Annotated in this window: 18 protein-coding genes and 1 pseudogene; 14 read left to right on the top strand and 5 right to left on the bottom strand. The window is 63.9% G+C overall.

What is annotated here, in order from left to right:
* Positions 1–574, bottom strand: a pseudogene (locus C3418_RS01980) (IS5-like element IS5B family transposase); the annotation flags it as partial.
* Positions 575–829: 255 nt separating this feature from the next.
* Between C3418_RS01980 and C3418_RS01970 the strand changes: the two are divergent.
* The 8 genes from C3418_RS01970 (at position 830) to mltB (ending at position 9,545) form a co-directional block, all read left to right on the top strand.
* Positions 830–1,540 carry a DUF1499 domain-containing protein gene (locus tag C3418_RS01970; protein WP_010674119.1) on the top strand — a complete coding sequence of 237 codons (711 nt, stop codon included), beginning with the start codon at positions 830–832 and terminating at the stop codon, positions 1,538–1,540.
* Positions 1,530–2,105 (top strand): carboxymuconolactone decarboxylase family protein, encoded by a 576-nt coding sequence (locus tag C3418_RS01965; protein ID WP_010674118.1) that lies wholly within the window; start codon positions 1,530–1,532, stop codon positions 2,103–2,105. The genes C3418_RS01970 and C3418_RS01965 overlap by 11 nt, the downstream gene beginning before the upstream one ends.
* Positions 2,102–4,258, top strand: coding sequence for an FAD-dependent oxidoreductase (locus C3418_RS01960; RefSeq protein ID WP_010674117.1), 2,157 nt, complete (start codon positions 2,102–2,104; stop codon positions 4,256–4,258). The genes C3418_RS01965 and C3418_RS01960 overlap by 4 nt, the downstream gene beginning before the upstream one ends.
* A 19-nt stretch (positions 4,259–4,277) precedes the next feature.
* Positions 4,278–5,447, top strand: a complete 1,170-nt coding sequence (locus tag C3418_RS01955) for an ABC transporter substrate-binding protein (RefSeq protein WP_010674116.1) — start codon at positions 4,278–4,280, stop codon at positions 5,445–5,447.
* 6 nt (positions 5,448–5,453) lie between these two features.
* Positions 5,454–7,091: an ABC transporter permease gene (locus tag C3418_RS01950; RefSeq protein ID WP_010674115.1), complete on the top strand. Its 1,638-nt coding sequence runs from the start codon at positions 5,454–5,456 to the stop codon at positions 7,089–7,091.
* 4 nt (positions 7,092–7,095) lie between these two features.
* Positions 7,096–7,758: an ATP-binding cassette domain-containing protein gene (locus C3418_RS01945; RefSeq protein ID WP_010674114.1), complete on the top strand. Its 663-nt coding sequence runs from the start codon at positions 7,096–7,098 to the stop codon at positions 7,756–7,758.
* On the top strand, positions 7,751–8,353 hold the full coding sequence (locus C3418_RS01940) for a CDP-alcohol phosphatidyltransferase family protein (protein WP_010674113.1): 603 nt from the start codon (positions 7,751–7,753) through the stop codon (positions 8,351–8,353). The genes C3418_RS01945 and C3418_RS01940 overlap by 8 nt, the downstream gene beginning before the upstream one ends.
* 94 nt (positions 8,354–8,447) lie before the next feature.
* The gene (mltB, locus tag C3418_RS01935) at positions 8,448–9,545 is read left to right on the top strand and encodes a lytic murein transglycosylase B (protein WP_010674112.1); all 1,098 of its coding nucleotides are present in this window, start codon (positions 8,448–8,450) and stop codon (positions 9,543–9,545) included.
* 45 nt (positions 9,546–9,590) lie between these two features.
* Here mltB and C3418_RS01930 read toward each other — a convergent pair whose 3' ends face one another.
* Positions 9,591–10,073, bottom strand: a complete 483-nt coding sequence (locus C3418_RS01930; protein ID WP_010674111.1) for a MarR family winged helix-turn-helix transcriptional regulator — start codon at positions 10,071–10,073, stop codon at positions 9,591–9,593.
* Positions 10,074–10,167: 94 nt separating this feature from the next.
* Between C3418_RS01930 and C3418_RS01925 the strand changes: the two genes are divergently transcribed.
* Complete coding sequence (locus C3418_RS01925) at positions 10,168–11,049, top strand: DMT family transporter (RefSeq protein WP_010674110.1); 882 nt, start codon at positions 10,168–10,170, stop codon at positions 11,047–11,049.
* A 74-nt stretch (positions 11,050–11,123) separates the two neighbouring features.
* On the opposite strand, the gene pgm is transcribed toward C3418_RS01925, so the two are convergent.
* Together pgm and seqA are read right to left on the bottom strand one after the other, a co-directional pair.
* Entirely contained in the window at positions 11,124–12,773 is a 1,650-nt protein-coding gene (gene pgm, locus C3418_RS01920; RefSeq protein ID WP_010674109.1) for a phosphoglucomutase (alpha-D-glucose-1,6-bisphosphate-dependent), read from the bottom strand.
* Positions 12,774–12,826: 53 nt separating this feature from the next.
* Positions 12,827–13,336: a replication initiation negative regulator SeqA gene (gene seqA / locus C3418_RS01915; RefSeq protein ID WP_010674108.1), complete on the bottom strand. Its 510-nt coding sequence runs from the start codon at positions 13,334–13,336 to the stop codon at positions 12,827–12,829.
* Positions 13,337–13,626: 290 nt separating this feature from the next.
* On the opposite strand from seqA, the gene C3418_RS01910 reads away from it, so the two are divergent.
* The 4 genes from C3418_RS01910 to fldA are packed head-to-tail and all read left to right on the top strand — an operon-like array spanning position 13,627 to position 15,550.
* The gene (locus C3418_RS01910; protein ID WP_010674107.1) at positions 13,627–14,391 is read left to right on the top strand and encodes an alpha/beta fold hydrolase; all 765 of its coding nucleotides are present in this window, start codon (positions 13,627–13,629) and stop codon (positions 14,389–14,391) included.
* 55 nt (positions 14,392–14,446) lie between these two features.
* Complete coding sequence (locus C3418_RS01905) at positions 14,447–14,668, top strand: DUF2788 domain-containing protein (protein WP_010674106.1); 222 nt, start codon at positions 14,447–14,449, stop codon at positions 14,666–14,668.
* A 20-nt stretch (positions 14,669–14,688) separates the two neighbouring features.
* Positions 14,689–14,985: a LexA regulated protein gene (gene ybfE / locus C3418_RS01900; protein WP_005325670.1), complete on the top strand. Its 297-nt coding sequence runs from the start codon at positions 14,689–14,691 to the stop codon at positions 14,983–14,985.
* A gap of 40 nt (positions 14,986–15,025) precedes the next feature.
* Positions 15,026–15,550 (top strand): flavodoxin FldA, encoded by a 525-nt coding sequence (gene fldA, locus C3418_RS01895; RefSeq protein WP_010674104.1) that lies wholly within the window; start codon positions 15,026–15,028, stop codon positions 15,548–15,550.
* Between the two features lie 68 nt (positions 15,551–15,618).
* Here fldA and C3418_RS01890 read toward each other — a convergent pair whose 3' ends face one another.
* Positions 15,619–16,092 carry a DUF4442 domain-containing protein gene (locus C3418_RS01890; RefSeq protein WP_010674103.1) on the bottom strand — a complete coding sequence of 158 codons (474 nt, stop codon included), beginning with the start codon at positions 16,090–16,092 and terminating at the stop codon, positions 15,619–15,621.
* A 231-nt stretch (positions 16,093–16,323) separates the two neighbouring features.
* Here C3418_RS01890 and fur point away from each other — a divergent pair, with 231 nt between their 5' ends.
* A complete protein-coding gene (fur, locus tag C3418_RS01885; RefSeq protein ID WP_010674102.1) occupies positions 16,324–16,752 on the top strand; it encodes a ferric iron uptake transcriptional regulator in 429 nt (142 codons plus the stop codon).
* Positions 16,753–16,843 lie beyond the last annotated feature (91 nt).

The raw sequence follows: 16,843 nt of genomic DNA, 5'->3' as shown, positions 1-16,843 counted from the left end.
TGTGGGTCAGGCCACTCTTGGCATCGACACCAATGTGGGCCTTCATGCCAAAGTGCCACTGATTGCCTTTCTTGGTCTGATGCATCTGCGGATCGCGTTGCTGCTCTTTGTTCTTGGTCGAGCTGGGTGCCTCAATGATGGTGGCATCGACCAAGGTGCCTTGAGTCATCATGACGCCTGCTTCGGCCAGCCAGCGATTGATGGTCTTGAACAATTGGCGGGCCAGTTGATGCTGCTCCAGCAGGTGGCGGAAATTCATGATGGTGGTGCGGTCCGGCAAGGCGCTATCCAGGGATAACCGGGCAAACAGACGCATGGAGGCGATTTCGTACAGAGCATCTTCCATCGCGCCATCGCTCAGGTTGTACCAATGCTGCATGCAGTGAATGCGTAGCATGGTTTCCAGCGGATAAGGTCGCCGGCCATTACCAGCCTTGGGATAAAACGGCTCGATGACTTCCACCATGTTTTGCCATGGCAGAATCTGCTCCATGCGGGACAAGAAAATCTCTTTTCTGGTCTGACGGCGCTTACTGCTGAATTCACTGTCGGCGAAGGTGAGCTGATGACTCATGATGAACCCTTTTTCATGGCTCCAGATGACAAACATGATCTCATATCAGGGACTTGTTCGCACCTTCCCTAGCGCAGCTGAAGCCGGACCGGCGCGCCGACACAGCCCACGCAGGTTTGCTGGCGCCCCACTCCCAGAACCGCCCCCCACCCGGGGCGGCAAAAAACCGAAGCATCACGATAATTTACTAACGTTATCAGGCAATTAAGTTTATCCTTCTGGGCATAGTTCCATCCTGACCCGTGGATCCCTCATATGCACAGCTCTTTGTGGTGGCCGCTGCTGACCTGGCTATTGCCCCTTTGCGGGGCCCTTGGCAGCCGCGCCCATCTCTGGCCCTGGTGGCTCGGCTTCATCCTCTGTCTCCCCAGCGCCCTCCTCAGCCTCGTGCTGCTGCTGCGCCTGCCCTGGCGCTATCGCCGCACCACCAACCTCTGGCCGGATATCTGGGGCATTGCTCCCCTGCTGCTGCCCCTGCTGTTTCTCGTCCAGGCGCTGCGCTCTCCCCTCACCAACGACGTCAGCACGGATCCCTACCATCCGCCACGGCTCCAGTGGGCCGAGCAGCTCAGAAGCCCGGAGGATCTCCCGGTCTCCCCCCCGCCCCTGCAAGTATTTCCAGGCAACCCCGGTCCTCTCTATACCCGGGCATCCCCGGTCGAAGTGCTCGCGGAAGCCGAGGAACTGATGACGGAGCTGGGCTGGCAGGTTCGCCCGGGCAGCGAGGGTATCGATGCCGTCGTCACCACCGGCTGGTTCGGGTTTCAGGATGACGTGGCCCTGCGGGTCTTTGCCGGGCCCAAAGAGACCCGTATCGACATGCGCTCCGCCTCGCGCCAGGGGCGCAGCGATCTGGGGGTCAACCGGGCACGGATCATCGATTTCCTGAATCGGTTGAACGAGCGTCTGGGCGGGGCCTACAAGCCCAAGATGGAGAAGCTCAAAGAGGAACAAGATGCGCATTGAGGTCAAACCGGACCGGGCCTACGCCTGGTTCATCCGCCCCTTCTTCTGGCTGCAGAAACGCAACTACGGTCAGGTGCTGATCCCGGGCAAGTGCTGGGGGCGCTCCCCCAGGCTGTTCGCCGCGGTCGCCACCCTCTACGGCGTCATCAACCGCAAGCGCTCCCCCATCGACCCCGTGCTGCGCTCCCTGGTGACGGTGCGGGTCTCCCAGCTCAACTGGTGTCGTTTCTGTGTCGACATCAACGCCATGACCCTCGTCAAGCGGGCAGGCTCCAGCGACAAGGTGGAGGCGCTAGCCCGGTGGCGCGACAGCCCCTTGTTCGACGAGCGGGAGCGGGCCGTGCTGGACTATGCCGAGGCCATGACCGGGCTGGATGGCGTGAGCGACGAGCAGGCCGCCCGCCTCAAGCCCTGGTTCGATGACGACGCCCTGGTGGAGCTCACCGGCCTCATCGCCTTCCAGAACATGTCCGCCAAGTTCAATGCCGCTCTCGACATCGCTCCCCAGGGGTTCTGCCAGTTGCCGGTGCAACCCGAGCGCCACCTCGACAAGGGGCAGGGATGAACCGGGCACGCCTGCTGCTGTTGCTGGCGATGGGGGCCCTGTTCGGCACCTTCTTTGCCCTCGACCTTGACCACTATCTGAGCCTCACCCAGTTGCAGGCTCATCAGGCGCGCCTGGCCCTTTGGGTCGACCGCCATGTTGTCGCAGCCAGCCTGCTGTTTTTGGTGATCTATGTGCTCACCACCGCCCTCTCCCTACCGGGGGCGGCCCTGCTCACCCTGGCGGGCAGCGCCGTCTTCGGCATCCTGTGGGGGCTCTTGCTGGTCTCCTTTGCCAGCTCCCTCGGCGCCACCCTGGCCTTTCTCAGCGCCCGCTTCCTGCTGCGGGACTGGGTCGAGACGCGCTTTGGCGACAAGCTGACGAGCGTTCAGGCCGGCATGCAAAAGGAGGGGGCCTTCTATCTGCTGAGCCTGCGCCTCATCCCCCTCTTCCCCTTCTTTCTGGTCAACCTGGTGATGGGGCTCACCCCCATCAGAGTCAGCACCTACTACTGGGTCAGCCAGCTCGGCATGCTTCCGGGCACCCTCGTCTACGTGCTGGCGGGGAGCGAGCTGGCTACCCTCACCAGCACAGGCAACCTCTTCTCCCCCGGCCTGCTGGCCGCCCTGACCCTGCTCGGCCTGATGCCCTGGCTGATGCGTGCCTTGCAGCGCCGTCTCGCCCTCTACCGATTGCACGCCCCCTACCGCAAGCCGGCGCGCTTTGACTACAACCTGCTGGTGATAGGTGCCGGCGCCGGAGGCCTGGTCACCAGCTACATCGCCGCCGCGGTGAAAGCCAGAGTGGCCCTCATCGAGCAGCACAGGATGGGAGGGGATTGCCTCCATACCGGCTGCGTCCCCTCCAAGGCGCTGATCCGAAGCGCCCGCTTCGCCTTTGAACAGCGCAAGGCCGGGGAGCTTGGTTTTACCCCGAGCCAGAGCAGCGCCGACTTCGCCGCCGTGATGGCGCGGGTCGCCCGGGTCATCGAGGAGGTCGAACCCCACGACTCGGTGGCGCGCTATGAAGGACTTGGGGTGGAGTGCATCCAGGGGCGGGCGCGAGTCACCTCCCCCTGGGAGGTGGAGGTCAACGGCAAGCGCCTGACCAGCCGTCATATCGTGATCGCCACCGGCGCCCGCCCCCGGTTACCCGCACTGCCGGGGCTGGACAGGGTTCCCTACCTCACCTCCGACACTATCTGGCAGCGACTGCGCGAGCCCCCCCGCCATCTGCTGGTGCTGGGAGGGGGCCCCATCGGCTGCGAGCTGGCCCAGAGCCTGGCCCTGCTCGGTATCCCCGTCACCCTGGTGGAGCAAGGCCCTCAGCTGCTGCCCCGGGAAGATAGGGACGTCGCCGGGGCCCTGGCCGCCCAGCTGGAGCACGACGGCGTCACCCTGCACCTCGGCTGGCAGGCTACCTCGGCCGAGTATATGGACGGTAAAGGCACCAACCTGCCCATCCGGCTGCACCTGCGCCGGGGGGACGAGACGCTGGTGGTTGAGGGGGACCAGCTGCTGCTGGCCCTTGGCCGGGAGGCCAACGTGAGCGGTTTCGGGCTGGAGGCGCTGGGGGTTGAACTGGCCCCCGGCGGCACCCTGGCCATCGACAGCTTCCTCGCCACCAACTACCCCAGCATCCTGGCGGTGGGGGACGTTGCCGGCCCCTACCAGTTCACCCATTTTGCCGCCCATCAGGCCTGGTATGCCGCCATCAACGCCCTCTTTGGCCAGTTCAGGCGCTTTCGGGCAGACTACAGGGTCATGCCGGCGGCCACCTATACCAGTCCGGAGATAGCCAGGGTCGGCCTCAACCAGAAAGAGGCTCGGGCCCGAGGCATCCCCTTCGAGTCGACCCGCTTCGAGATGGCCGAGCTGGACAGAGCCATCGCTGACGGCGAGTCAGGGGGCTTTGTCGAGGTGCTGACGGTGCCGGGCCGTGACAGGATACTCGGGGCCACCATAGTGGGTGCTCACGCCGGCGAGCGGATCGCCGAGTTTGCCCTCGCCATGCGCCACCGCCTGGGACTTGGCAAGATCCTCGCCACCGTTCACCCCTACCCCACCCTGATGGAGGGGAACAAGTACGTGGCTGGCGCCTGGCGCCGTGCCCGCCAGCCCGGGCGCCTGCTGGCGCTGCTGGCCCGTTATCACCGCTGGCGCCGCGGCGCCTGACTCTGACGAGGCAACCATCATGTTCACGACCCGACTTCGCGCCCTGCTCCGTCCCCTGATGGCCGCTGTCCCCCTGCTGCTGACCTCCCCGCTCCACGCCAATGACGCGTCGTGGCAGCAGACCCTGCTGGCCGCCAGGGGGCAGACCGTCTACTTCAACGCCTGGGGGGGCAGCCCCGAGATCAACGCCTACCTGGTGTGGGCCAGGCAGGAGATCGCTCGCCAGTACCAGGTCGAGCTGGTGCAGGTGAAGGTGGATGACATCGCCCAGAGCGTGAGCCAGTTGCTGGCCGGCAAGCAGGCTGGCAAGACGTCGAACGGCCCCATCGACCTGCTCTGGGTCAACGGCGAGAACTTCAAGGCGCTCAAGGAGCAGGGCCTGCTGGGGGCCCCCTTTACCGACGAGCTGCCCAACATGGCCCTGGTGGACACCGCCCTGCCGGTGAGTGAAGACTTCACCGTGCCGGTCGAGGGGCTGGAGGCCCCCTGGGGCATAGGCCAGCTCAATCTGATGGTGGATGGCGACCAGGTAGACGTTCCTCCCACCTCGGCGGCCGCCCTGCTGGCCTGGACCAAGGCTCACCCCGGCCGCTTCACCTACCCCAAGCCTCCCCAGTTTCACGGCTCTAGCTTTCTCAAGCAGATCCTGCTGGAGCTGACACCAGATCCGGCGCCCCTCTATCGGGAGGCGACCGATGCCGACTTCCTTCGCATCACCGCCCCGCTCTGGGCCTGGCTCGACCAGCTTCACCCCGCGCTCTGGCGAAAGGGCAGGCTCTTCCCCACCGGCGCCGCCGAAACCAGGCAGTTGCTCGATGACGGCGAGCTGGCCATGGCCATCAGCTTCAACCCGGGGGAAGCCCAGAGTTCGGTGCAAAACGGCACCCTGCCCCCCACCGTCCAGGCCATCGCCATGGAAAAAGGGGCGCTCACCAACAGCCATTTCCTCGCCATCCCCTTCAATGCCTCCGCCCGGGCCGGGGCCAAGGTGGTGGTCAACTTCCTGCTGAGCCCCGCCGCCCAGGCACGCAAGAGCGACCCCGCCTTCTGGGGGGATCCCAGCGTGCTGCGCCAGGAGGCGCTGCCAGGCCAGACCCGTCCGGCATTGCGCTTCAAGGGAGTGGCAGAGCCCCACCCCAGCTGGCAGACCCGGCTGGAAGCGGCCTGGGCCGAGCGCTACGGCCACTGATCCATCATGCAGGCGCGCGCCCCTCTTCTCCTCCTGCTGCCCTTTTTGATGCTGGGGATCCCGCTCGCCGGGGGCCTGCTGTTGCTGGTCATCGAGGGGCTCTCCCCCGCCAATCTATCCCTCTTGCTCCCCCAGCCCGGACTCTGGCACTCCGCAGGGTTGAGCCTCTGGGTGGCGGGGGCCTCCACCCTGGGGGCCCTCGGCGCCACCGCCCTGCTGCTCGCCCAGGGGGACGGGCGTCCCTGGATGCGCTGGCTGCGCCGCCTGCTCTCCCCCCTGCTGGCGCTTCCCCACGTCGCCTTTGCCATCGGCATCGCCTTTCTGATCGCTCCCTCCGGCTGGCTGCTGCGCCTCGTCGCCCCCCTGCTTGACCTCACCCATCAGCCCCCGGACTGGCAAACCCTCAAGGATCCCTGGGGGCTTGGCCTCATCGTGGTGCTCATCCTCAAGGAGACCCCCTTCCTGCTGCTGATGGCGCTGGCGGCACTGGATCCCGCCAAGGTGGCGCGCCAGCAGTGGCTGGGGGCCTGCCTCGGCTTCAGCGCCCCCCGGATCTGGTGGCGCCTGCTGCTGCCCGCCCTCTGGCCCGCCCTGCGACTGCCCTTCTACGCGGTCGCCGCCTATGGCCTGGCGGTAGTGGATCTCGCCCTGCTGCTGGGGCCGGATGCCCCGCCGCCCCTGGCGGTGCGACTCTGGCTCTGGTATCAGGATGCCGACCCCGCCTGGCGCGGCGCCAGTGCCAGCGGCGCCCTCTTGCTGCTCGCCCTCAACCTGCTGCTGCTTGGCGCCCTCAGGCTGCTGGAGCGGACCCACCTCACCCTCGGCAAGGCACGCTGGCTGGATGGGCGACGCGCCCCCGCCTCGCCCTGGCCCGCATTCATTGCCCGCATCGGCGTGTGGGGGCTGCTCCTGACCAATCTGCTGGTGCTCGCCGCCCTGCTGCTCTGGTCCCTGACCCGGCGCTGGTCCTTTCCCGCCCTCTGGCCGAGTGAATGGAGTAGCCACCACTGGCTGGCTCTGCTGCCGAGCCTGGGCCCGCTGCTGTGGCAGAGTCTGTGGCTGGCCCTGCTCTGCGCCGCGCTCTCCCTGCTGCTGGCGGTGCTTTGCCTCGAGGCGTTGCCTGCACGCCGCGCCACTCGCACCCTCTGGCTTGTCTGCCTGCCTCTGCTGCTGCCCCAGGCCAGCCTGCTGTTTGGATTGCGCCTTCAGACCGACGGGCTGGGATTCACTGGCATAGGCCCTGGCTGGGTACTCTGGAGCCAGTTGATCTTCGTCTTTCCATACGTCTATCTCTGCCTGCACGGCCCCTATCGCCAGTTCGACGAGCGCCTCACCCGGGTGGCCCTCACGCTCGGGGCCAGCCCCTGGGGGGCCTGGTGGCGAGTCAAGGGTCCCCTGCTCGCCCGTCCCCTGCTGTTCGCCTTCGGTGTCGGGGCGGCGGTGAGCCTGGCCCAATACCTGCCGACCCTGCTGTTCGGCGGCGGGCGGGTCGTCACCATCACCACGGAGGCGGTGGCCATCGGCAGCGGCCTCAACCGGCGGCTGGCGGGGCTCTACGGCCTGCTGCAACTGCTGCTGCCCCTTTTCATCTATGCCCTGGCGCTCTGGCTGCCGCGGCGCATCAACCCCGCCCTGAGGCCCTGACCCGATGCTGCACACCTCCGCACTCACCCTCTTCCTCAACGGTGCCCCCCTGCTGACGCTCCCCCCCCTCAGGGTTGCCCCGGGCGAGGTGCTCACCCTGATGGGACCGAGCGGCTGTGGCAAGAGCTCCCTGCTGGCTGCGCTAGCGGGAGTGCTGCCACCCGGGGGGCCCATCCGGCTGACCGGGGACATCCTGCTCGGCACACATCGCCTCACCCCGCTGCCCCCCCAGGAGAGGGGGGTCGGCATCCTGTTTCAGGATGACCTGCTGTTTGCCCACCTGACGGTGGCAGAAAATCTGATGTTCGGCATGCCGGCGCATCTCAAGGGGATGGCTGCAAGGCAGACCCGGGCCCGCGAGGCGCTGGCCGAGGTCGGGCTGAAGGCTCAGGCGGACAAGCTGCCAGGGGCGCTCTCCGGCGGCCAGAAAGCCCGCGTCAGCCTGCTGCGTGCCCTGCTGGCCGAGCCCAGGGCATTGCTGCTGGACGAGCCCTTCTCCCGCCTCGACAAGCCGCTGCGGGCGGCATTCAGAACCCTGGTGTTCGAGCGCCTGCGCACGCAGGCCATCCCCGCCCTGCTGGTGACCCACGACGAAGAGGATGCACCGGGCACCATCTTGCAACTGATCCCCCCAGCCAGCCCCGAAGAGGAGCACCACCTTGTTTGATCGCCACCTGATCCCGGTTATCCGCCGCCCCCTCACCGCACTCGCCCGCCCCCTGTGCCGGGCCGGGGTGAGCGCCAACCAGGTGAGTCTCGCCGGCTTTCTCATCGGCATGCTGGCGCCGCCGCTGCTGGCCTTTGGCTGCTATCAGTGGGCGTTGGCGGCGATTCTGCTCAACCGGCTGCTGGACGGGCTGGATGGCGCCGTGGCGCGGGATACGGGCATCACCGACTGCGGCGGGTTTCTCGACATCACGCTGGATTTCATCTTCTACGCCGCCGTGGTGCTGGGCTTTGCCCTTGCCGACCCGGCCAACGCCCTGGCCGCCGCCACCCTGCTGTTCGCCTTCATGGGCACGGGATCGAGCTTTCTGGCCTTTGCCATCATGGCGGGCAAACGGGGCATCGAGAGCCCCGTCTACCACCACAAATCCCTCTACTATCTGGGCGGGCTCACCGAGGGGAGCGAAACCATCGCCCTCTTCGTGATCATGTGCCTCTGGCCCGCCGCCTTCGTGCCACTGGCCTACGGTTTCGCCCTGCTCTGTGCCATCACGACCCTGACCCGGATCTGGAGCGGCTACCACACCCTGCGCTGACGGGATCCCGGGGGGCACGCTGGCACGGAGCACTTGCGCCTGCACGCCAATGTTTTACCATGACGGCACTCTTTTTCAGGCTCACGAGAACCCTATGCGTCGCCTTGTCTGTGTCCTCTCCCTGTTTCCCCTGATCTACGGCTGCAGCAGCACGCCGGCGCCCAAGCCCGTGGTCAAACCCCAACCCAACAGCGCCTTCATCAACCAGACGCCGCCGAGCAAACCCTTCTACGGGCAGGTGAGCCAGCCCGGGGTCAGCAAGGGGGACTTCGCCAATCGTTCCAACGTGGACAACTTCGTGCAGCGGATGGTGCAAAAGCACGGCTTCGACAGCGCCGAGCTGCACCGGGTACTGGCCCAGGCCGAGCGTTATGACTGGATCATCAAGCTGATGGACGCCCAAGCCCCCACCACCAGGCCGCCCACCGGTCCGACCGGCGCCTGGAATCGCTACCGCGCCAAGTTCATCACCCCGGACAACGTGCAGAACGGCGTCAACTTCTGGCGTGAATACGAGAGTGAACTCAACCGGGCGCAGCAGATCTACGGGGTGCCACCCGAGATCATCGTCGGCATCATCGGGGTGGAAACCCGCTGGGGTCGGGTGATGGGCAAGACCCGCATTCTCGACGCCCTGGCGACCCTGGCATTTGACTACCCGCGCCGCGCCGACTTCTTCACCGGCGAGCTGGAAGCCTTCCTGGTGATGACCCGGGATGAGGGGATGGATCCCACCGAACCCAAGGGCTCCTATGCCGGGGCCATGGGCTACGGCCAGTTCATGCCGTCGAGTTTTCGCAACTACGCGGTGGACTTCAACGGCAACGGCCACACCAACCTGTGGGATCCGGTGGATGCCATCGGCAGCGTGGCCAACTACTTCAAGGCCCACGGCTGGGAGAAAGGGCAGCCGGTGGCAGTACGCGGCCAGGGACAGCTGCCGGGCTATGAGCACGGCTTCCAGACCCGCTACCCGGTAGCCACCCTGCGCGGTGCCGGGTTGACCCCAACCGGATCCCTTGGCAATCACAAGGAGGCGAGCCTGCTGCGTCTGGATGTCGGCACCGGTTACCAGTACTGGTACGGCTTGCCGAACTTCTACGCCATCACCCGCTACAACCACAGCACCCACTACGCCATGGCGGTATGGCAGCTTGGCCTTGCCGTCAGGGATGCCAGAGGCGGCTACTGAGTCAGCCTCAATGCCAACGAAAACGGGCCCGCAGGCCCGTTTTTTTTATTCGTTTTCCAGCAGCCAGCGTTTGAGCAGGGCGGCCAGCTGCTCCTGTTCGACCAGGCTCAATGGGGCCAGCAGGCGGCGCTCGTTCGCCACGTGCTGTTCCACCGCATGGTCAACCAGCTCCCGCCCCGGCTCCGTCAGGCAGACCAGCAGGCTGCGCCTGTCATCCGGGGAGGCTTCACGTCTTATCAGGCCACGCTGCTCCAGCTTGTCGAGCCGGGCTGTCATGGCACCTGAACTCAGCATGGCGGACTGGTAGAGCGCGGTCGGAGTCAGCGGCTCACCGGCCCGACGCAGGGTAGCCAGGATATCGAAATCAGACCCCAGCAGACCGCACTCCTTGAGGGTCTCGCTCACTTCGCGCCCGGCGATCGCCGCCATGCGCGCCACCCGCCCCAGCACCCCCATGGGGGAGCAGTCGAGGTCCGGGCGCTGCCGGGCCCACTGGGCCAGCAGTTGATCTACATGATCACTCTCCATTCGGGCTCCATTATCTTCACATGAAGATACTTGATAATAAACCAACTCGCGGCTAATGTATCTTTACTTAAAGATACTTTGTTGCGAGATAACCATGCCGCTGCTGATCGCCCTGCTCGCCCCCCTGCTCTGGGGCAGCACCTATGCCGTCGTCAGTCTCTACCTGACCGACTACTCCCCCTACTGGGTGGCCGTGTGGCGCGCCCTCCCCGCCGGGGTGCTGCTGCTGTTGCTCCATCCCCGCAGACCGCCTCTCGTCTGGAGCAAGCAGTTCCTGCTGGCATTTTGCAACATCACCGCCTTCTTCGCCCTGCTGTTCGTGGCGGCGTTTCGCCTGCCCGGCGCCGTGGCGGGTACGTTGGGAGCGACGCTGCCCCTCATCCTGATGGGGCTGGCCTGGCTGCAAGACGGTGTCAGACCGACGATCAAGTGGCTGTTGCTGGGGGTGATGGGGCTCGTCGGGGTGCTCTTGTTGCTCAATCCCTCTGCCAATCTGGATCCCGTCGGCGTGGCGTGCGCCCTGCTCGCCACCCTGCTCATCGGCCAGTCGAGCCGCTGGATGCAACGCTGGCCGGTGGATGATCTGCTGGCCCTGACCGCTTGGCAGCTGCTGCTGGGCGGCCTGATGCTGATCCCGCTGGCCTGGTGGCTGGCCGGCCCCATGCCCCTGCCCCGGGCTGACGCCACTCCCGGGCTTATCTGGCTGGTGATCCTCAATACGGCTCTGGCCTACTGGGCCTGGCTCTGGGGACTCAAACGCCATGGCCCGGAGGTGATGGGGATGCTGGCCCTCACCAATCCCATGGTGGCGGTCTCCTGCGGTGTGCTGATGGTGGGAGAAACCCTAGATGGCCGTCAGTGGCTCGGCATCGGCATCATTCTGCTCTCTCTCTTCCTGATGAAGCTGCCGGCCCGCTCCTTCCTCAAGCGCTGGCGGAACCGCAAGGCCGCCACCGGCAGCGTCGACAACGGCTGATCCGCAGTCAACCCGACACAAAAAGAAGAGGAGCCACCAGGGCTCCTCTTTCACATGGGTTGTTGCCGTAAGGGTCAGACGCCGGCCTTGGCCAGGGCGGCGGAGACGATCTGCTGGGCTTCCTGCTGGATGAGGTCCAGGTGCGCCTCCCCCTTGAAGCTCTCCATGTAGATCTTGTAGATGGACTCGGTACCGGAGGGGCGTGCCGCGAACCAGCCATTCTCGGTCACCACTTTCAGGCCGCCGATGGCGGCATCGTTGCCGGGCGCCTTGGTCAGCTTGGCGAGGATGGGCTCACCAGCCAGGGTGGAGGCTTCCACCAGGGCCGGATCCAGCTTGGAGAGCACCGCCTTCTGGGCGCTGTTGGCCGGAGCATCGATGCGGCGGTAGCTGGAGCGGCCGAACCTGGCTTCGAGCGCATCGTAGTGGGCCTGGGGATCCTTGCCGGTCACCGCCAGGATCTCGGCCGCCAGCAGCGCCAGGATGAAGCCATCCTTGTCGGTGGTCCAGACGGTACCGTCCTTGCGCAGGAAGGAGGCACCCGCGCTCTCCTCGCCGCCAAAGCCGAACTCGCCGCTGTAGAGACCGTCCACGAACCACTTGAAGCCGACCGGCACCTCTTTGAGGGTGCGACCGATCTCGCCGGCCACCCGGTCGATCATGGAAGAGGAGACCAGCGTCTTGCCGACGGCCGCCCCCTTGGGCCAGCCGGTTCTGTGGGTGAACAGATACTGGATGGCCACCGCCAGATAGTGGTTCGGATTCATCAGGCCCGCCTTGGTGACGATGCCGTGACGGTCGTAGTCAGGGTCATTGCCAAGGGCGATGTCGAACTTGTCTTTCAGGGCAATCAGGCTCGCCATGGCGAACGGGCTGGAACAGTCCATCCGGATCTTGCCGTCTTTGTCCAGGGTCATGAAGGAGAAGGTCGGGTCGACCTTGTAGTTCACCACCTCGATGTCCAGACCGTAGCGCCTGGCGATGACGTCCCAGTAGGCGACGCCGGAGCCACCCAGCGGATCCACGCCGATCTTGATGCCAGCCTGCTTGATGGCGGCCAGATCCAGCACGTTTTCGAGATCATCCACATAAGGGGTGACATAGTCGTGTTCCACCACGAACGGGCTCTTGAGGGCCTCGGCAAACGGCATCCGCTTCACGCCGGCCAGACCCGCTTCCAGAATCGCGTTGGCGCGGTCTTCCACCCACTTGGTGATCTCGCCTTCGGCAGGACCGCCGTGGGGCGGGTTGTATTTGAAGCCACCATCTTCCGGCGGGTTGTGGGACGGGGTGATCACGACGCCGTCCGCCTGGGCCACGGGTTTGCCTGCGTTGTGGCGCAGGATGGCATGGGAGATGACCGGGGTCGGCGTGAAGCCGAGGCCGGCCTGAATGCGGGTCTCGACACCGTTGGCCGCCAGCACTTCCACCGCGCTGGCAAAGGCGGATTCAGACAGGGCATGGGTATCCATGCCGACGAACAGCGGCCCCGTGATACCGGCCTGCTGGCGGTACTCCACCAGAGCCTGGGTCACCGCCAGAATGTGGGATTCGGTGAAGGCGCTGTGCAGGGCGCTACCACGGTGACCGGAGGTGCCGAAGGCGACCCGCTGCTCAGGGCGGCTCATGTCCGGCTTGTTGAGGTAGTAGGCGCTGACCAGACGGGGAATGTTGGTCAGATCGCAAAGACGAGCCGGCTGACCGGCGTGGGAATGCTGTGCCATGGCGTTTTCCTTGAGCTGAGCCTTGCCCGGCAAGGCCTGAAGTCATTGATGGGTTAAACGGCGCCGCACACCCGAGCCGTCAGATCCTCGTCATAACCCATGCTGTTCATGAGCTGGGCCACCATGTTCTGCTTGCGGCTGGTATTGGTATTGGTGATCACCCAGAACGGGGTCTCCGGTACCGGCTTGGGCTTGGTGGTGCTGCCACTGGCACGCAGCGCTTCCGGGTCACGGGAAAAATAGACGCGCTTGCGCCCTTTTATCTCGGTCGCCTGGGTGAAGCCTTCCGGGTTGTCCCGATAGAGGGTGCTCAATACCAGCATGAAGCGGTTGATGGACTTCTCTTCTTTCTGAAGCTCGCCGGAATCCAGCAACGCCTCCAGCCCCATGGCATCGGCCACGGGTTGCGGTTGCATCGCAGGCGCGGCCGCCACGGTTGCCGTGCCAGCCTGGGCGGGTTGCTCCAGCAGGCGACGCAGGATATCGGACGCACTCTCGCCGATGTGCCGGGTCTGGCTCGCGATAAAGAAGTAGAGATCGTCATCAAGCTCGATGGTTTTCATAGGGATGCGCTGGACTCGTCGAAATTCGGATGCGGCGATTATACATAGGCAGACCCGGCAGCCCAAGCAAGGGGCGGACAGATGTGCATGAATCTCCTTGAGAATACGGCATAATGACGGGCCAAGTGTGTGATCCCCCGCACTGATAGCCGATCCCGGGGAGATATTTTTGAAAAAAAACCACAAAAAAATCCCCCACCAGGAATGAAATCCTTTTCTTTCAGTGTGTTAAAAATTATGGCGATAGAGCCCACGACCGATAAGGTGTCATTTTGCAACAATACCCACGATTGAACTTCAAGGAACAGGGCGAAGGCCCGACTGTCGTGCTGATCCATGGCCTCTTTGGCAGCCTGGACAACCTCGGCCTGCTGGCGCGCCCCCTCTGCGAACAATACCGGGTCATCAGCATCGATCTGCGCAATCACGGTGCCTCCTTTCACTCGGACGAGATGAGCTACCCGGCTCAGGCGGCGGACATCCTGGCCCTGCTGGACCATCTTGGACTTGAACAGGTGGCCCTGGTGGGCCACTCCATGGGGGGCAAGGTCGCCATGCAGGTCGCCAAGCAGGCCCCACACAGGGTCAGCAAGCTGGTGGTGGCGGACATCGCCCCGGTGGCCTATCCCCACGCCCGCCACAAGAACGTGTTTGCCGGGCTCAATGCCACGCTGGCCACGCCCCCCCTGAGCCGCAGCGAGGCGGAAGCCATGCTGGCCGAGCACATCGAGATCGCCGGGGTGCGCCAGTTCCTGCTCAAATCCTTCGCCAAAGGGGAGTCTGGATGGGGGTGGCGTTTCAACGTGCCGGCCCTTGAGCGCAACTACGCCAACATCATGGGCTGGCCCGACGATGAACGCCGCTTCGAAGGCGCGACACTCTTCATCAAGGGGGGCGACTCCGACTATATGCTGCCCGAATACACCGGGGCCGCGATGGCCCAGTTCCCGGCCGCCAAGGCCCGCGTCATCGCCGGCACGGGTCACTGGCTGCACGCGGAAAAGCCGGTTTTGTTCAACAAACTGGTTGTGGATTTCCTGTCGACAGGCGGTTAACAGTTTCAAATCCTTTGTGATATAGTGCGCCCGTCTTAAGGAGTGCGCGCAATCCATGCTGAGTGAACACATCGATCTCATCGAGAGTCTGGGCCTGAAACTGTTCTTCGTGGCCATCTTCCTGCTGATTGGTCTGGCCATTCAGGACGTGCTCAAACGGGGCAATGTGCCCCGCTTCGGCCGCTTCATCGTCTGGCTGGTGCTGTTTCTGGGTTGCGCGGGTTTTGTCGCCAAGGGGCTGATCGAAATGGGCTGGGAAGGCTCAGGGATCGGCTAACTACTTTTCATCTGTGATGTATGGCCAAACAGCAAACTGATCGAACAACACTGGATCTGTTCGCAACTGAGAAGCGCCCCGGCAGGCCAAAGACCAATCCACTCCCCCGCGAGACCCAGCTCAAGATCAACAAGCGCAACCAGCTCAAGCGCGATCGTGAGAACGGGCTGAAACGGGTCGAGTTAAAGGTGGAAGCCGAGTTGCTGGAGCGCCTGAACCAACTTGCGCTGCAACAGAACGTCAGCCGAGCCGAGCTGATCCAATCTATCCTGAAGCAACAGATCGAGTCTGCTCATGCAGCAGGCATCGCAATCTGAACCGTCAAGCATCAACACCAGATACGGGTAACGAAACACTATGGCTAGTGTAGGTCTGTTTTTCGGCAGCGATACCGGTAATACCGAAGCTGTCGCCAAGATGATCCAGAAAGAACTGGGCAAACAACTGATTGAAGTCCGTGACATTGCCAAGAGCAGCAAGGCCGACATCGACAGCTTCGATCTGCTGATGTTCGGCATCCCGACTTGGTACTACGGCGAAGCCCAGGCCGATTGGGACGACTTCTTCCCCGAACTCGAAGAGATCGACTTCAACAACAAGCTGGTGGCCATCTTCGGATGCGGCGATCAGGAAGACTATGCCGAGTACTTCCTCGACGCCATGGGCACCCTGCGTGACATCGTCGAAGCCAAGGGCGCCATCATCATCGGCCACTGGCCGACCGCGAGCTACGAGTTCGAAGCCTCCAAGGCGCTCGTGGATGACAAGCACTTCGTGGGCCTGGGCATCGACGAAGATCGCCAACCCGAGCTGACTGCAGAGCGCGTCAAGGGCTGGTGCAAACAGCTGCACGAAGAGATGTGCCTGGGCGAGCTGGAGTGATCTGATCTCCCTCCCTCTTCATGCAACAAGGGCCCCGACGGGGCCCTTGTTGCATCTGCAGCAGGCATTCAGCCCCCCCTGTGCTGGGGCTTGGATCTGACATAGAGGGTGCGCTTCACCTGGGCCACCAGCTCGCCCTGGCCATCCTGCACCTGCACCTCGAACTCGGGAAAGTGCTTCTCCCCCCCCTCGGTCGCCGCCACGATCGATGCCAGCTTGGCGTCGCTCAGGGTGAACTCCGCCACCAGTTTGCCCTTGCCCGGCTTGATGAAATTGATGCTGCCCGCCTTGTCCCACACGTAGTAGCGGTTCTTGAAATATCCCATCAGCATCAACGGGTAGATGGGATCCGTCATGGCGAACATGCTGCCACCAAACTGGGTCCGGTTGGCATTCTTGTTCCACCAGCGGGACTTGAGAGTGACCCGGCAGAAGCGGAAATCGGGGCTCAGGGTTTCTATCTTGATGCCTGCACCCCAGAAGGGGGGCCAGGCGTTGAGGGCGCAGCGCACCCAGGCGGCATTGCCGAAAAGCCAATCCATGGATCTCATCCGACCAGACTATAAAGAAGTCACATAGTATCAACATTCTCTGGTCGAGCAAGCGGGCCTGAATATTCCCATGACGGGCTTGATGAGCTAAAGCCCTTGAATTGCTGGGTTTATTTTTAACTTGGCTACGACCTATAATGACAGGCCAAGCGAGTTCGTGGTTGCCATTACAGCGGCAGTCAATCAGAATAACCACACCTTCGAGAATGCGAATAAATAGAAATGGCAGACAACAACCAAGCGTTAAAAAAGGCCGGGCTCAAGATCACCTTGCCCCGTGTCAAGATCCTGGAAATCCTGCAACAGCCGGACTGCCAGCACACCAGTGCGGAAGATCTGTACAAACGGCTGATCGATCAGGGCGAGGAGATTGGTCTCGCTACCGTTTATCGCGTTCTCAACCAGTTTGATGATGCCGGTATCGTCACCCGTCACCATTTCGAAGGGGGCAAGTCGGTGTTCGAGCTGGCCACCCAGGAGCACCACGACCACCTGGTCTGCCTCGACTGCGGCAAGGTGATCGAGTTCTCCGACGAGGTGATCGAACAGCGCCAGCGCGACATCGCCAAGGCGCACAACATCCGCCTGACCAACCACAGCCTTTACCTGTATGGCCACTGCGCCAACGGTGACTGCAAGCACGACGATTGATTCGGCCGGGTCGGCACAATAAAAAAGCCAGCATGATGCTGGCTTTTTTATGTCCGCAATCCGGACCAGAAGCGGCAGGGTTTCCCCTGCC

Source organism: Aeromonas sp. ASNIH8, assembly GCF_002919855.1.
Lineage (GTDB): Bacteria > Pseudomonadota > Gammaproteobacteria > Enterobacterales > Aeromonadaceae > Aeromonas > Aeromonas caviae.
Note: the sequence above shows the minus strand (reverse complement) of the source record. Positions and strands in the feature narration are given on the sequence as shown.

What these genes read in the sequence shown, in the direction of transcription:
- C3418_RS01970 (WP_010674119.1), top strand. Translation starts at nt 830, where the DNA reads ATGCACAGCTCTTTGTGGTGGCCGCTGCTGACCTGGCTATTGCCCCTT.
- C3418_RS01965 (WP_010674118.1), top strand. Translation starts at nt 1,530, where the DNA reads ATGCGCATTGAGGTCAAACCGGACCGGGCCTACGCCTGGTTCATCCGC.
- C3418_RS01960 (WP_010674117.1), top strand. Translation starts at nt 2,102, where the DNA reads ATGAACCGGGCACGCCTGCTGCTGTTGCTGGCGATGGGGGCCCTGTTC.
- C3418_RS01955 (WP_010674116.1), top strand. Translation starts at nt 4,278, where the DNA reads ATGTTCACGACCCGACTTCGCGCCCTGCTCCGTCCCCTGATGGCCGCT.
- C3418_RS01950 (WP_010674115.1), top strand. Translation starts at nt 5,454, where the DNA reads ATGCAGGCGCGCGCCCCTCTTCTCCTCCTGCTGCCCTTTTTGATGCTG.
- C3418_RS01945 (WP_010674114.1), top strand. Translation starts at nt 7,096, where the DNA reads ATGCTGCACACCTCCGCACTCACCCTCTTCCTCAACGGTGCCCCCCTG.
- mltB (WP_010674112.1), top strand. Translation starts at nt 8,448, where the DNA reads ATGCGTCGCCTTGTCTGTGTCCTCTCCCTGTTTCCCCTGATCTACGGC.
- C3418_RS01930 (WP_010674111.1), bottom strand. Translation starts at nt 10,073, where the DNA reads ATGGAGAGTGATCATGTAGATCAACTGCTGGCCCAGTGGGCCCGGCAG.
- C3418_RS01925 (WP_010674110.1), top strand. Translation starts at nt 10,168, where the DNA reads ATGCCGCTGCTGATCGCCCTGCTCGCCCCCCTGCTCTGGGGCAGCACC.
- pgm (WP_010674109.1), bottom strand. Translation starts at nt 12,773, where the DNA reads ATGGCACAGCATTCCCACGCCGGTCAGCCGGCTCGTCTTTGCGATCTG.
- seqA (WP_010674108.1), bottom strand. Translation starts at nt 13,336, where the DNA reads ATGAAAACCATCGAGCTTGATGACGATCTCTACTTCTTTATCGCGAGC.
- C3418_RS01905 (WP_010674106.1), top strand. Translation starts at nt 14,447, where the DNA reads ATGCTGAGTGAACACATCGATCTCATCGAGAGTCTGGGCCTGAAACTG.
- ybfE (WP_005325670.1), top strand. Translation starts at nt 14,689, where the DNA reads ATGGCCAAACAGCAAACTGATCGAACAACACTGGATCTGTTCGCAACT.
- fldA (WP_010674104.1), top strand. Translation starts at nt 15,026, where the DNA reads ATGGCTAGTGTAGGTCTGTTTTTCGGCAGCGATACCGGTAATACCGAA.
- C3418_RS01890 (WP_010674103.1), bottom strand. Translation starts at nt 16,092, where the DNA reads ATGGATTGGCTTTTCGGCAATGCCGCCTGGGTGCGCTGCGCCCTCAAC.
- fur (WP_010674102.1), top strand. Translation starts at nt 16,324, where the DNA reads ATGGCAGACAACAACCAAGCGTTAAAAAAGGCCGGGCTCAAGATCACC.